Origin of the sequence: Halocatena marina (assembly GCF_023276375.1) — an archaeon.
GTDB classification, from domain to species: Archaea; Halobacteriota; Halobacteria; order Halobacteriales; family Haloarculaceae; genus Halocatena; species Halocatena marina.
This window is the reverse complement of sequence record NZ_JALLPK010000001.1, coordinates 1791828-1806499: the sequence shown is the minus strand read 5'-3', so window position 1 is coordinate 1806499 and position 14672 is coordinate 1791828. Positions and strand designations below refer to the sequence as shown.

Here is a 14672-nt window from a genome sequence, read left to right as displayed (position 1 = left end):
TTAGTGCAGTCGGTGATATTTGTTCTGACTCATGAGGTGGTGTGCACGATGATAGATTGTGCCAGCATCCCATTTTGGATCGTTGGAGAGCAGTGCCAGTCACAAAAACCACGTCCAGTCGATCTGTCCTCTACGGCAAAGCGTTGGTTGTCCACTCTGTTCATCGGTGATCGCTCGAATGTCTAGAAATATCAATAAACGAACCTTATAACAAGAACAGAGGGGTTGTCAGCTGATGATGCCCAATCTCCTCTCACGTATCCGTCTCGTGTGACGTAAAGCACACTTCTTTCGTTCACAATGGCGGTCGCTTCGATATCTTACCGAACGGAAGCGTTGATAATTGTCGAGAGGTAATCGTCGATCGCGCTATGCCAGGCGAGCAGTTGGAGTCCCTCATAGATACTCCCGCAATACGAGAAGCTGTGGCTATTGTACTTGAACGGACCAACGGTGAAAACGAGGAGCTACAGTGGGGTGATGTAAAGGACGCGCTGTCAAGCGGACAGTGGGGCCGGCTCATTGAGGAGGGAATCCTCGTGAGTGGGAGTAGTGGCTTCGTTCTCTCGAATCCCGAACACATCCGTCAGAAATTCGACAAATATGACGCTTCCTCTGAGACGGCGGCACAGGTGGATAAGATCGAAACAGAACCGTGGGCGTGGTATGACAAGGTTGCTGGTGTGTGTGCCCTCATCTTTTTCATCGGATACTGGAGCCCACAGATTCGAAACGTCATTGCGTCGGTCGATAACATCATTCTCGGCCCCGTCACACACGCACTCCCGTTTTATGCTGTTGTCTTGCTACTCGCCCTCGTAACCGGACTCTATTCGACGGTTCTCCAATCGCGACTCACGGACACCGAGAAAATCCAGCAATACAAAGATCGGATGGAACGGTTGAACAGGCGCAAAGAAGTTGCCGAGGAACGGGAGGATGAAGAGGCACTTGCACAGATACAGAAGGAGCAGATGAAAGCTGCAGGCGATCAGCTTGGGATGTTCAAACTCCAGTTCCGACCCATGGTGTGGATCATGGTGCTCACGATTCCTGTCTTTCTGTGGCTCCGGTGGAAAGTACGTGGTGGTCACCTTGGGGTTGGTGAGACCGGATTGATTGTACCCCTTGCTGGATCTGTTTCGTGGCAGCAAACCTTGCTTGGGCTAATGCCGACGTGGATTGTCTGGTACTTCCTCTGTTCGATGGCTGCGCGGCAAGTCATCCAGAAGACACTTAATATCCAGATCTCACCATCGTGACAACGACTAAGTGGTTGTTAACTTCGAACTCTCGCAGATCTGTTCTTTTCTCGTAGCACCCAGTCGTCGAACCGTGGGACGATTGAATGTCATAGAATCTCGGAAAAGCAGGCCGTATCCCGTCCCGTGTGCTTAGTATCGCCGTCGGAGAATGCCAATCAGTGCAATAGCCAGCGCAAGCAACGTGAGACCGGTTCCGAAACCCGGGCCAGCTGCTGCTGTTTCTTCCGGTGTGTCTCTCGTCGTCGATTCTGCAGCTGCTGTCTCCGTCGTCGTTTCTTCACTGGTCGACGTGTGCGTCTGGGTGGTCGGTTCCGGTTCGTGATCGCTCGTGTCGGTCGTGCCATTCTGTGAATCGCACGCTCCCGGTTCGATTACGACTTGCTGAGAGAGATCAAGTGCGTGTGCTGTCCCATCACCCGAACGGACGATCCAACGCTGCACCTGATTTTCAGACTCTCGTCCTTCCCAATCCGGATCTGGATATTTTGCTGCTTCCCGGTTGAAATGAGGGACGATCTGAATACGCGAGTTCCACGCCGAAGGAGCCGCTTGATAGACACCTCCATCGCTACGGCCACCACTCCATGTCCATGATGCTGTGGCCATCGATTTGTTGGCCGTTAATGAATCAGTCGTTGTTGGGTACCCATCGTCTTTGATCGTCCACCCGCCGGTGCTCGGTAGGCCACGTAATTCCAATGTAACAGCGCCACCGCCCGGAGAGACGTTACCGGCCCATCGACCGTGGAGCATCACTAAGTTGAGTCCGCCGTTCCCCCGGTAAAAGAAGAACTGGCTCGAATCTTTGATCTGAAGATCATTTGTTCCATGAGAACTGTATCCGTGCTCTGCCCCGCGATAGTCATAAAAGGAAGCAACGTTGTCCGATCCATCTCCGAGTGGAGTAACCGTATAACAGTTACTGCCTTGCTTGACAGCGAACTGCTCCGAGCTTGCTCCATACGGTGTGGCGTTCCCGGTCTGATTTTCTTGCTGTACAGTCGCGCTGGCCGCACTACTGGCACTCAGGACGATAGAAAATGCCACTACAACCACGACAATCATCGCAAACTTCCTGACGATGCTGTTAATTATACGCCTATACGGCCCGTTTTGACGACTTATCTTCTCCATCATATTCATCCTAATAATAACTGATCGATGAAACACGCTGTTTATGTAAGTATGATCACTCTTATATCAATAAATAACCACTTACGATGGTGGAATTGACATAACGAAATGATTACTCATCAGAGATAGTGAAGAGCTTTGATGATACTTACAACGGTTTCAATGTATTTCACGACTATAAACATAATTCTATTGAACTGAATTCTGAATTTTCATTTATGCCGTTCGCATCCTTCATGTGCTACAAGCATTTTCGAGTATCGCAAAGATATCTATCACCGGAGTACCACGATTCTACTACAGATTTTTGATTAGAATGGATATCTACACGAACAATAATCACACCATGAATCAGTTCGCAGAAAGGTATATTTGTGTGGGGTTGACTATTTATCATTGATATTCTATAGCAACTATCGAATCTACTAGATAGTGGATTCTTGAGAACATCATGGATCGGCTCGGCTAGTTACGTTAGATTCCCCGCAAAAATTCTCGCTGAGGATTGAGCTAACGAGATCATTTTCACTGTCAGGTTTTCGGTTGTCGCTGTTATTATGCTCAGCGTGGTATGAAGCATCTCATGTGGATGTTCCACTGTCCGGATGAGCACAGTTGCCTAGCGCACAACTGCGACCAAGACAGCTCCTATCGAAACAATATGGCAAAACCGGTTCGAAAACTTGATTTCAATATTTGTTACGACTTTGCATGCTAAAACATCTCACGAAATGTCGATCAGCCATCACATCCCCGCTACAAACTGAGCACGACTGCGTATCAGAGGAATAATAACGTATCAATAGAGCCATAGAGCTATGAGTAAACGACGGTTGACTCGACGACACCTTCTCACTAGCACGACGTTCACCCTCCTCGGTGGGCTTGCTGGCTGTATCGAAGTGCCGGTTGACGAGAGTGTCTCTGCACCATCGGAACCGACATCGAAATCCTCAGGAAACACGCCATCGACACCGACTGAGACGTGGACAGAACCGGCGACACCAAATCAGCCGACTGAGGAAAAAGAAGAGGATCGGATCAACGACGTCGATTTCGTCAACAAAAAGAAATCGTCGGGCGGCTACGTCGACTTCGATCTGCAAGTAGGCGCAAACACGTGGATGGAGGATGTCGATCCACCAGAAGATGAGGCTGGTGAGCCGTATTTCGCTGTTACGATCAACGATACGTTGGTTGCTCGAACCGATGTCGTCCCTTTCAGAAAAGAAGGTTCATTCCCTATTCCGATCAAACGGGCAGCACTCGATCGCTTCGATGCTGGTACCCTTGAGGTCCGCGTCTTGCTTTTCGACGAGGATAGCCACTCGGATGACTTGTACGATACATGGTCTGGCACAATCGAGTACGCTCCTGCTAACTAGTTGAACGGCGACCGACCTGCTGAGCGCAGTTCTCTGGCGTCTCACGACACGAAGTAAAGAACGGGGAGTTCCTCGTATCATGTCGTAGACTGTGTGATACACCAGAGCGCACTGATCAGACGTTTCGCTCGGATTCACTGACTTTTATGGGATAATTCGATTGATGGAGAGCAGTTCGTCAGCAACAACATTATCGAAAAAGACGAGCCGGCCACGAAGACATTCTATTCGATCGAATCGAAGAGATGTTGGGATTAAATGATTGTTGTAGGTGATTAGAGAAATCCATCGAGACGGGGACCGCAGTCATCAACACTCCTGAAAGAGCGCAGCTATGGAGTGATCGTTCGTGTAACCCAGCCAGTCGATCCTTTTGGGTATGGACTGTCACTCTGTTTCTGTGGTTGGAGTGCTCCAGAGCCATCAACTGCACGGACAGTAACCGTGTGCTCTCCACTTGGTGGGTTGTAGGTGAACTCCCACTGTCGCCAAGCATTCCGAACGGGCGGTTTGCTCCCGGCGGTGCTGGTTCCAGCGGGAAGCTTCTCTGAGAGAGTTGCTGTGTTCCACGCATCGTCACCAGAAACCGAAACTTCGACGCGTTCGATCCCTCGCGTTCCTGCATAGGCGTGCCCACCGACCTGAATCTTCCCGTTGTCAAGATGGTTAACGGCGTGGAGCTTTGCGATCGTGTTCACCGGTCCGGTGCCGTGCCAGCCACGTTTCTCCCAGAACCCCTTTTCGGGCCCATCGAGGATCTGAATCTCGTTGATCCACTTGACACTGATTTCACCCCAATGGCCCGGTATCAGTGCCCGTGCTGGATAACCGTGGCCGCGTGGCAACACACCGTCGTTTTTACCGTACGCGAGAAATCCGTCGCGGAGTGCTTCTACCGCAAACTCTTCGTAGTAGTCATCCACAGCCCTGAGCATCACAAACTCACCCTGTGGATTCGCTTCGTCGATCAGATCCATGATCGGGACTCCCGTCCACAGATCATTGTCCATCTCTCCACCGTTGAGTGTGTCACTGACACATCGAAGTGTCGAAAATCGGTATTCACGATCCATCGACAGAATGTCGTCGTAGCTGTACGTCACCTCCTGTTCAACGTTGCCAGTGACTGTGAGTGTCCACTCACTCACATCGACAGCCGGGTTGACGTTGTTGATGTCGACTTCGTAGAAGCCATCACCACTCACGAGTCCTTTGAGCCCCGCAACGTCGAGTGAGCGTTTATCCGCAACGGCGAGAAGCTCCTGAATCTTCTCGTCAGAGCCACGGAGTGAGGCCGGTTCCGGCGTTGATTGCGGTGATTTGCCGTCCCCCAGCATGTATCCGAGGATACCGACCCCAAGCGCGGCTGCGACGCTTCCAAGCACCTGTCTTCGTGCGGTGCTTGTGCTGTCAGGTGCCGTTTCGAAGCCGGCTATGAGTGCTCCGACAGCGACGACAAATGCGCTTGCGAGACCAGCTCCGACGGCTGCTCCCGGTGCGCCGGTTAGAATCGTGATGGCGAGCCACGTCACACTGCCTGCGAGAACGACCGAGGCAGCTGTGCTGTCTAGTTCCCGACCGATGAGCAGCATCGGTACCACCAGCGATGCGAGCAACACCGTCGAAAAGACAAGCGCGAGCAACAGGTTCGCTTGCTGGCCCAAATGTTCGATCCCGATGTGCTCACCAACACCGGTGAGCACGACGATTGCGAATCGAAGTACCACATCGGGCATTCCCCACGCGAGAAACGATGTGATCGGTGAGGCGATGAACGCCTGCGTGTATCCGGCGCTCGCGTACGAACCGGCGACGCTGGCGATCCCTACAAAGAATGCGATGAGAAACGTCGAACGCTCTTCTCGTACTTTCATCGCAACACTGCGTCTCGATTTCGTAGTCATAGTTCTGCTGTCACTTGTGATTCCCTCACTCGAACGCCTTTCCAGCGTGCAGGGCACGAATAGTGGCCGTGAGCACCGATTGCCACGATTCCCTTCGATTGATTCACACGTATTCTAGCGATGAGCAGACAAAAGGTGATTTTGGTAACTCTCTCTAGTATTCGACTAGCATCTCACCGACAGATATAACGAGAGCGTACTGGACGCCCGACAGTATCTCAATCACCGCCTCGGAGTGCGGATACGTACTTCAACAACGTCAGAAATAGCCCACACGCTCGGACAAATCCATCATCAGCTATGCACGAAACGTGACTTCACTACTATCATGTGCAACTGTATCCTGAACCGACGGGCCAGTACATTGATAGATATATGCATTATCTAAGATGTCGAAAGTATATACTCATTCTTATTTCGGACACTCCTCATCCTCGTATCTTCTTTCGAATACTCTCTGGGAGTGGATAACAGATGATCGAGTCGACATCATCCTGTCAGAAGCCGGTTTCGTAGTTGCATCATGAACAGCGCTATACTGTCCGTTCATATCAACTGCCGTCACGGGATATCTGGTACTCTCCACTGACTGCTCTTTATTCGAGTGATAGGACGTCTGAGCAACGTGATCCACGCTGGACGAGTACTACACTAGTTCTACCGAACAGACGAATGGGAGACGGTGCCCACAAACTGCAGATGATGTACGGCGCACACACACAACTCGATCGAGTGTAGCGAAGGCGATCGTGGTGAATACCGAGATCTCCGCTGAATGGGTATCGATTCGATTGTGTTATTATTCGAGTATATATTTATAATGCTGATAGATAGGACGTATCCTCAATCGAAAAATATCGGCCACTAGAGCACCATGAAGATGGTTCTCCTCTCAGATCCCCGTCGATCGGCTTCACCGCGTCTTGAGCGGCAGCATCGAACGTTTGATTAGCGATGTTCGACGCGGACAGCAGACGTCGAGTCGTTTGCTCACGTTCATATCTCTGTGCTTGACCGCGGAACTGAATACGCACTGATTTCATCGATCTCCATCGTTTCTGATGCCGTCAAATCGAATGCCGCGTGGAGAGCGGCCTGAGCGACCGTCGTCACACCTAGCGGTCGTCCGTCACCGAATCGGCGGGCGAGCCACTCTCGCCTGTCGATCGCACGAAGAACAGTGTCAATCGTCCGAGGAAAGTGTCCTTGGTTTGTTCCTTCGCCGTAGACTGGACCCAAACGAAGGACGCTCGTTCGGATATCGAGATCGGCGATCGATCGCTCGGCCCGCCGCCTTGCGATGCAGAACGTCTCACTCGTGAACGGTGGTGTGTCCATCACAGAAAGGAACACGAATGCCGGTACGTCTGTCCGTTCGGCTTCGAGCGCAGCAATGAGTGGAGAATCACCGTTCATTCGACGGACGACGTGACTGGAGTGTACCGACCTGTGAGAGGCCCAAGAACAGGGAACGTGCCTCCTTCTCTCCACCCGGTAGCCGTCCGCACGAAGAGGTTTCCTCGGTGTGTTGCAACAATTAGGTCGTCACCGATGTTCGTCATCCCCGTGACGGTTTCGTTCTCACGGGGGATCTCGATCTGGTCGAGTGAATCATCGCTGGACCACGCGAATAGTGCAGGATTAGCTCCATCGTCATCCCACGTCGATGAGTTCGAGAGCGCTCCGGACGCGTAGTGAACGCCATCGATCGAGAATGCGCACCGAAAGTACGACTGAGCGCCAGCGTGATCGAGTTGTGTCCACGTTTGACCGGCATCATTCGTGTGATAGAGCCCGTGACCGGTAGCCGCGATGTACTTTCCGGGACCGACAACGTGGAGTTCGTGAATGTCGTCATCGACACCACCGGATCGCTCGGTCCACGTTTCTCCGCCGTCGTCACTGATGTGGACACCACCGACTTCGACACCGGCGATGAGTCGATCTGATTTCGCCGGATCAACACAGAGATCACGAACGTGAGCAAGACTGTCGTGACGCGGGAGTCGCCACTCATCACGCGATGGAAGTTCCTGAAATCCATCGAGTTCGCGCCATTCAACACGCTCAGAAGCGAGGGGGGAGATTGATGCTGTGGCTGTGACGTAGATGTGTGCAGGCCGCGTTCCGATGTAGAGTTGATCACCAACCGCAGCGACTGCGTACACCGTTTCGTGAGGTGTATCGATTTCTGTCCACTGCTTTCCATCCAGTGATCGATAGAGACCGGTGTTCGTGGCCGCAAATACTCCATCAACGCCCTCGAACTGTCGGAGACGCATCACCCGTTCAGAATCGAGAGTTTTCGTTGCTTTGCCTCCAGTCGACATCTCAACATCCGAGATGTGATACACGCCGTCGTCGCTCCCAACGAGGATCATACGTGAGATTGTCGGATGAGGGAGTTAATCGTTCCCTGAACGTTATTTTTGTATGCTGCCTGTCAGAATCGGTCGTTGATGTTTTCCCAATTACTGTCCTAATCCTTCCCGTGTTACGCTCTCCCTTTTGCGTACCAAAGAAACATCCCCAACCGCCGAGTACGAACTGCTGTACCTTGCCCAAATGACCAGACGATCCGACAATAGCCAATCAGCAGCCAGCAAGAGCGATACGACTGCACAGAGTGGGTGGAAAACGTGGGGACTCGTCAGTGGGGTAAGTCTCATCTCTGCTGGACTTGCCGCGTACGAGATCGTTCCGGCCAGTGTGACACCGTTGCTTCGTGAGTCCTTGACAATCGGTTCGACAGCAGCCGGTCTCCTCGTCGGTATCATGTTTGGTACCGCGGTCATCACGAGTATTCCTGCGGGTGCAGTTCTCGATCGAACAAACTCGAGAAACGCGATTGCTGTTGCTGTGTTGATGCTCTTCGTCGTTGGTATCTGGGGCTGGATAGCAGGCAAGCGTGGTAACTACCAGTCAGTCATTGCATCACGTGCTGTCGGTGGTGTCGCGTACGTCGTCGTCTGGAACGCCGGAATTGATATCGTCAGTCGGGCAGTGAGCGCTGACAACCGCGCAACCGCTGTTGGAATTTTCACAGCGAGTGGTCCCATTGGATTCGCCCTCGGACAAGGACTGGGACCGATTGTTGCGGAACTGTTCGGCTGGCCAGCCATCTTTCTTGCGTTCAACAGCTTTGCATTCGTTGGGCTACTCCTCTTCTGGCCGACGAGTCGCGGACTCGGGCACAGCGTTGGCGATGCGCCATCGTTCGAAGAGTTCGAGAGCGTCCTTCGCAACCGGAATGTCTGGATCGTGGGTGTGCTTGGATTCCTCGGCTACGCGTTGTACCTGTTCGTGAACAGCTGGGGTGCTTCGTACCTGACCGAAGAGATCGGTCTCTCGCTAGGGCTTAGTGGATTACTCGTTGCGGTGTTTCCTGCCGTCGGCATTCTTTCACGGATGAGCAGTGGTCTCCTTTCGGACCGATTATTCAATGGACAGCGTCAACCAGTTCTTCTCGGTTCGTTCTGTGTGGCAGCGCCGCTCGTCCTCTGCTTCACATACCTCCAATCGGTACCCGTACTCATCGCACTCTTGCTTGTTGCTGGATTCGCAATTCAACTCACGCTCGGACTGTCGTTCACCTACGTACGTGAGGTGGTCAAACCACGCGTTGCCGCCACAGCAGTAGCGTTCCAGACGAGTGTCGCGCTTTCGGGCGCATTCCTCGCGCCTATCGCCGGTGGGGCCGTCGTTGATATAGCGGGATTCGATACTGCATTCTTGGTTGCAGGAAGTCTCGCAGTCTGTGGCGTTGTGCTAGCGTGGCTAGCACCAGAACCAGCACGCCAGTAATGTGTCTTGTGTGAGTCGTTGCTGTGTTATCTATCAATGGTTTGTGATGATTACTTGTATAGAAACAACAACGTGTGGCTTCAGTCCGTAGCATTAAGCGCCCCCAACCGATGCACAGTGATATGCAACTGGAGGATTACTGGGGTGTCGGGCCAAAGACCGCAGCCCTGCTTCGTGAAGCGTTAGACGAGTCCGCGGCGATCGAAGCGATCGAATCGGCTGACAGCCGACCGCTCGTGCAGGCTGGCGTGAGTCGAGGACGAGCAACACGCATTCTCCGACGCGCTCAGGACGACGACGGAATGGATATTCTTTCGACACGTGATGCCCGTCAGGTGTATCGCGATGTCGTCGAACTCGCCGAAGCGTATGCGGTCACCGAGCACGCCGCAGACCGTATCCGTGTCCTGACACCGCTGACCTCCCGCCCGGCCATCGACGAACGGCTTGATGAGACGATGGCTGCTGTCGATACGTGGGATGCGCTCACCGAAGAGACCCGCAAAGCGGTGCTCGATGCGTTCACAGCATACGATCGTCAATCTGGAAAAGCGGCGGCTGTCGAGACGGCAATTGCACTCCGAGATCTTGATCTCACTGACGGTGTGTTTGCCCCGCTTGTCGACCTCGACAGCGACGCGCTCGAAGACGCCGCACACGCGCTGCGAGCACTGGAAACAGATGGATCGATTGCAGACGGCGCTGATGAGGCTTTGACTCACCTCAACGCTGATCTCGGAACAATCGAAGACCTGGCTGCCGACGCTGATGGTCTCCTCGACGCGATCGAGACAGAGGCACGCGATGCGAGTACATTCCGAGAGACACTCCTCAGGCAGATCACGAGTGAGACAACCCTCGATCCCACATTGGTTCGTGATGCAATGCCGAACGAGGCGACCGACGCGTCGATGTTCGTGACCGAGACGCTGCGAGCACTCACAGAGGACCTCCGCGAGCAGATCGCTGAGCGAGAAGCCATCGTCCGCACAGATCTCGAAGCGACCATCGAGCGGGTCGACGACGACGTGACCGCAGCCATCACTGCTGTCGATGACATCGCTCTTCAGGTGTCACTTGCCAGATTCGCGCTCGCGTTCGACATGCAACGGCCGACGTTCGTCGAGGAGCAACCCGCGCTCGTCGTTCGGGGTGCCCGCAACCTCGATTTGCTCGCAGCCGATGAGACGGTCCAGTCGATTACGTACGCAGTCGGATCACACGACGGAGACATCGATGCACCGACCGATGACCGAGTGGCGGTGCTCACGGGAGCGAACAGTGGCGGTAAAACGACCCTCCTCGAAACGCTCTGTCAGGTGGCGCTGTTGGCACACATGGGACTGCCCGTCCCGGCTGATGCAGCCGTTGTCAGCCTCACGGACGCACTCGTGTTCCACCGGCGACACGCCTCGTTCAACGCAGGTGTTCTAGAAACGACGCTCCGGTCGGTCATCCCCCCGCTAACGGATGCTGGTCAGACCCTTATGCTGGTCGATGAGTTCGAGGCGATCACCGAGCCAGGTCGTGCAGCAGATCTCCTGCACGGTCTCGTTACGCTCACTGTCGAACGTGAGGCGCTCGGAGTGTTCGTCACGCATCTCGCTGAGGACCTCGAACCGCTCCCCGATTCAGCGCGTGTCGATGGGATCTTCGCCGAGGGTCTCACGGCGGATTTGGACCTCGAAGTCGATTATCAGCCCCGCTTCACCACACTCGGCCAATCAACGCCGGAGTTCATCGTCTCACGACTCGTTGCCCAAGCGAACGACGCGAGCGAGCGGTACGGTTTCGAGACACTTGCGCGGGCGGTTGGCCAAGAGGTCGTTCAAGGAACGCTCGCTGATGCACAATGGACCGACGCACGTGCGCAATCTCCCGAAAGCGGTACCGAGTGACGAACGGACAATCGATCCCAACATGCTCGACAGCGCACCACAAGAATCGTTCTCCATTGTGAGCATCGACGAGACTGGGTGTACTACCAGTCTCTCAGCCACATCAACGGTAGCCAAGATCAGCGAGCCGTTGTTCGGTCGCATCAGATATCGATACTTCAGTCGGTACGGTTGTTCGATCGATTGACGCCTGCCACTCATCCAACTGGTTTTCGAGTGCTGCCACCCGCATTGGTCGTTTTCCGACGAGATTGGTCTGCTCCATCGGATCGTCGTCGATGCGATAGTATGTCAGTGACCCATCCGACCGGCGGACGAGTTTCTCTTCGGTGGTCCGGACTGTTCGTCGCGTCTGTGCTACTCTTTCGAACTGGTCTGGAAGCTCTCCAAATCGCGCTTTGAGTGTTGCAATCGAGGGTTGTGGAGAGATATACTCCGCAAACACCTGCTCTCGGGCTTCGGTATCGATAGTCGGATGTATTGATCGTCCACTGAACTGCTTGCGTGCTTCTGGTGCGTTGATTCCGGCTGCGTCGAGCAACGTTGGGGGGAGATCCAGCGGTTGCACCAGTTGGGTGTTGGATTTCCCGCCGGCGAACGCACCTCCATGAACGATCAGTGGTACGTGCAACACCGTATCGTGAGTGCTGTACTGGTGTCCGAACAGTCCGTGGTCGCCGATATTTTCGCCGTGGTCACCCATCACGACGAGAATTGTCTCTCTCTCGTTTGTTAACAGCGAGTCCGCCAGTCGGCCAAGATAGGCATCGACCGAAGCGATCTCGGCGCGATAGAGCGCACGCAACAGCGCCAGTTCACGGTCTGAAAGATCGTACTGCCCAACGTCGTATCCGCGGGGATCTTGTCTGACCGCCATTGCCTCTTCGTACGTCGCATCCGCTGGGAGGAATCGTTCGGCGTACTTTCGTGATGGGCGATATTCGGCGTGCGGTTCGATGTAGTTCACGAAGAGGAAAAACGGATCCTGTGTAGTGCGGTCGCTGATCCAGTGTTCGATCCAGTCAGTCGTCTGGGTTCCACCGTCGTCGGTTGATTGTTGACTATCGAGGAAGCCGCGTTGACGAGCGGTTCTCATCGCAAGCGTGTGGACCGAGCGCTTGAGCTTCGTGATCGATCGCTCTAGTCCGGAGTTCGTGCTACTGTCGCTTGATCGTGTACACTCTCGTCCAGTTCTGAACGTCTCGAATCCACGGCTAAATCCGAATTCGTCAGTGATCCACGTATTATTCGAGACACCAACTGTCTCGTAGCCCGCTTCTCTGAAAATATCTGCAATCGTCCGCAGCGAACCGTCGAGATACGTATGATCGCCGTGTGCCCCGTGTTCTGTCGGATACGTTCCCGTGAATAGTGATGCGTGCGAAGGGAGTGTCCACGGCGCGCTGGAGAAGGCGTTTTGATACTCGGTCCCGCTTTCGGCAAGAGCTGCAAGTGTTGGCGTAACCGTTGGATCCGCGGGAACAGTATCTTTTGCTCGCGCGGTATCTAACACGACGATAGCGATGTTCGGACGTTCGATCATCCGACAGCTATTCGTTGCGTACTCCTGACTTGCACAGGTGGTTCCTTTTTTTACCGCATAGCGGCCTCGGATCTCAGAAGATGATCGTGACGGTGGTGATGTCATACCGGCAACTATGACCGCTATGATCAAAGACCGCATGCAGGCGCATGCAAAGTGAGAATCATCTCTCACAATCGATAGTGCCGCTGTGCGTGGTGTTTGCCTGCAAAAGCGTTAATCGCACCAGTCAACATCTCCGAATCGATGAGCAACAGCACGCCGAATATTTTAATGTTTCATTGTCATGACCTCGGACGATATCTCGGGTGTTACGGGCGAGATATCGAGACACCGAATATTGACGCCATCGCTGAAAGCGGGGTGTTGTTCGAAAATCACTACGCAACGGCTCCACAGTGTTCACCAAGTCGAGGTAGCCGCATGACTGGCCGATATCCTCATGTGAATGGACTGATCGGTCTCGCACACGACGGTTGGATGCTCAATGCGGACGAGGTCACTTTGCCAGCGTATCTGAACAGGTGTGGCTACGAGACGCACTTATTCGGTCTTCAGCACGTAGCTGATGATCCTGATCGGCTCGGATTCGATAGAATTCACTCTGGAAGGAGCCTCTCACCAGCGGTGTTACCCACGATTCAGAAGGTGAACCGGGCACGCAACGTCGCGGCGTCTCTCGAAAGCTTCTTCGAAAGCGGTGCGTTCGACGCTCCGTTTTTCATTTCGGCTGGTGTTTTCGAGGCACACCGTCTGAAACCTGCTGACGGGTCGGGGTTTGACGATCCAAGCTACGTCTCCGACGATCCCGACACGATCGATCCACCGGCGTTTCTCCCGGACGAACCTGTTGTCAGAAAAGAACTTGCAGCGATGCACGGAATGATCCACGCTGTCGACGATGCGGTCGGAACAATCACTCGCGCACTCGAAGCAGCTGGAATCGACGAAGAGACGCTCGTCGTGTTCACAACCGAGCACGGTATTGCCTTCCCACGAGCGAAGGGATCGTGTTACGATCCCGGCATCGAGGCGGCCCTGATCATGCAGTATCCGAGCGTAATCGATGGCGGCGTTCGGTGTGAGGAACTCATCAGCAACATCGATCTGGTGCCCACGTTGCTCGATCTCCTTGAGGAACCAATTCCGGAACGGATCGAGGGTCAGAGCTTCCTGTCCTTGTTGACCGGCAAAACCTATCATCCTCGAGAACAGCTGTTTGCCGAAATCACGTGGCATGATCACTACGTTCCGGTACGGGCGATCAGAACCAGCGAGTACAAGTATCTGAGATCGTTCTGGCACCTCCCACGAGTGTATATCCCGAACGATGTCTACACGAGCGCAGTCGGTCGAGAGCTGCACGATCTCCAATCTGGCCAGCGACCCTACGAGGAGCTGTACGATCTCAATGCCGACCCGCACGAGCAGACAAACCTGATCGACCATCCCGAGTATCAACACGTCCGCATCCAACTTCGCGAACGGCTCGGTCACTGGATGGAACAGACGGACGACCCGCTGCTTGACGGTCCTGTTTTTCCCGCCGATTACGACGAAATCCTCCCCGAACACACGGACTAGGTGTGTTTCGCTCGTGCCATGACGTCACTACCTCGGTAGCGACGAAACACATTATACAGCGTCCTCTCCGTCATCCGATTGGTGTGCTCGCAGCTGTGGTGTCAATTTCGATAGCTGTTTTCGGGCTGTCGTGAGTCGGGTGAGCGTATCGTAGG

The 14672-nt window shown here is 54.0% G+C and carries 10 protein-coding genes; 5 read left to right on the top strand and 5 right to left on the bottom strand.

Going from position 1 to position 14672, the window contains the following annotated elements; translation table 11 throughout:
• Positions 1–371: 371 nt before the first annotated feature.
• Complete coding sequence (locus MW898_RS08155; RefSeq protein ID WP_248906114.1) at positions 372–1262, top strand: DUF106 domain-containing protein; 891 nt, start codon at positions 372–374, stop codon at positions 1260–1262.
• A 132-nt stretch (positions 1263–1394) separates the two neighbouring features.
• Here the strand turns inward: MW898_RS08155 and MW898_RS08150 are convergent, their stop codons facing one another.
• Positions 1395–2312, bottom strand: a complete 918-nt coding sequence (locus tag MW898_RS08150) for a hypothetical protein (RefSeq protein WP_248906113.1) — start codon at positions 2310–2312, stop codon at positions 1395–1397.
• Between the two features lie 905 nt (positions 2313–3217).
• On the opposite strand from MW898_RS08150, the gene MW898_RS08145 reads away from it, so the two are divergent.
• Positions 3218–3784 (top strand): hypothetical protein, encoded by a 567-nt coding sequence (locus MW898_RS08145; RefSeq protein ID WP_248906111.1) that lies wholly within the window; start codon positions 3218–3220, stop codon positions 3782–3784.
• Between the two features lie 332 nt (positions 3785–4116).
• Here MW898_RS08145 and MW898_RS08140 read toward each other — a convergent pair whose 3' ends face one another.
• The 3 genes from MW898_RS08140 to MW898_RS08130 form a co-directional block, all read right to left on the bottom strand.
• Positions 4117–5688 carry a molybdopterin-dependent oxidoreductase gene (locus tag MW898_RS08140; protein ID WP_248906109.1) on the bottom strand — a complete coding sequence of 524 codons (1572 nt, stop codon included), beginning with the start codon at positions 5686–5688 and terminating at the stop codon, positions 4117–4119.
• 996 nt (positions 5689–6684) lie between these two features.
• Positions 6685–7104 carry a Rossmann-fold NAD(P)-binding domain-containing protein gene (locus tag MW898_RS08135; RefSeq protein WP_248906107.1) on the bottom strand — a complete coding sequence of 140 codons (420 nt, stop codon included), beginning with the start codon at positions 7102–7104 and terminating at the stop codon, positions 6685–6687.
• Positions 7101–8069, bottom strand: coding sequence for a WD40/YVTN/BNR-like repeat-containing protein (locus tag MW898_RS08130; RefSeq protein ID WP_248906105.1), 969 nt, complete (start codon positions 8067–8069; stop codon positions 7101–7103). The genes MW898_RS08135 and MW898_RS08130 overlap by 4 nt, the downstream gene beginning before the upstream one ends.
• Positions 8070–8253: 184 nt before the next feature.
• Between MW898_RS08130 and MW898_RS08125 the strand changes: the two genes are divergently transcribed.
• Both MW898_RS08125 and MW898_RS08120 read left to right on the top strand, forming a co-directional pair.
• A complete protein-coding gene (locus MW898_RS08125; RefSeq protein WP_248906104.1) occupies positions 8254–9492 on the top strand; it encodes an MFS transporter in 1239 nt (412 codons plus the stop codon).
• 122 nt (positions 9493–9614) lie between these two features.
• Positions 9615–11390: a DNA mismatch repair protein gene (locus tag MW898_RS08120; RefSeq protein WP_248906102.1), complete on the top strand. Its 1776-nt coding sequence runs from the start codon at positions 9615–9617 to the stop codon at positions 11388–11390.
• 103 nt (positions 11391–11493) lie between these two features.
• On the opposite strand, the gene MW898_RS08115 is transcribed toward MW898_RS08120, so the two are convergent.
• The gene (locus MW898_RS08115) at positions 11494–13038 is read right to left on the bottom strand and encodes a sulfatase (RefSeq protein WP_248906100.1); all 1545 of its coding nucleotides are present in this window, start codon (positions 13036–13038) and stop codon (positions 11494–11496) included.
• Positions 13039–13179: 141 nt separating this feature from the next.
• Between MW898_RS08115 and MW898_RS08110 the strand changes: the two genes are divergently transcribed.
• Positions 13180–14517, top strand: a complete 1338-nt coding sequence (locus MW898_RS08110) for a sulfatase family protein (protein ID WP_248906098.1) — start codon at positions 13180–13182, stop codon at positions 14515–14517.
• Positions 14518–14672 lie beyond the last annotated feature (155 nt).

Coding starts and splice junctions, on each gene's coding strand:
- MW898_RS08155 (WP_248906114.1), top strand. CDS start 372: ATGCCAGGCGAGCAGTTGGAGTCCCTCATAGATACTCCCGCAATACGA.
- MW898_RS08145 (WP_248906111.1), top strand. CDS start 3,218: ATGAGTAAACGACGGTTGACTCGACGACACCTTCTCACTAGCACGACG.
- MW898_RS08140 (WP_248906109.1), bottom strand. CDS start 5,688: ATGACTACGAAATCGAGACGCAGTGTTGCGATGAAAGTACGAGAAGAG.
- MW898_RS08135 (WP_248906107.1), bottom strand. CDS start 7,104: ATGAACGGTGATTCTCCACTCATTGCTGCGCTCGAAGCCGAACGGACA.
- MW898_RS08130 (WP_248906105.1), bottom strand. CDS start 8,069: ATGATCCTCGTTGGGAGCGACGACGGCGTGTATCACATCTCGGATGTT.
- MW898_RS08125 (WP_248906104.1), top strand. CDS start 8,254: ATGACCAGACGATCCGACAATAGCCAATCAGCAGCCAGCAAGAGCGAT.
- MW898_RS08120 (WP_248906102.1), top strand. CDS start 9,615: ATGCAACTGGAGGATTACTGGGGTGTCGGGCCAAAGACCGCAGCCCTG.
- MW898_RS08115 (WP_248906100.1), bottom strand. CDS start 13,038: ATGACATCACCACCGTCACGATCATCTTCTGAGATCCGAGGCCGCTAT.
- MW898_RS08110 (WP_248906098.1), top strand. CDS start 13,180: ATGAGCAACAGCACGCCGAATATTTTAATGTTTCATTGTCATGACCTC.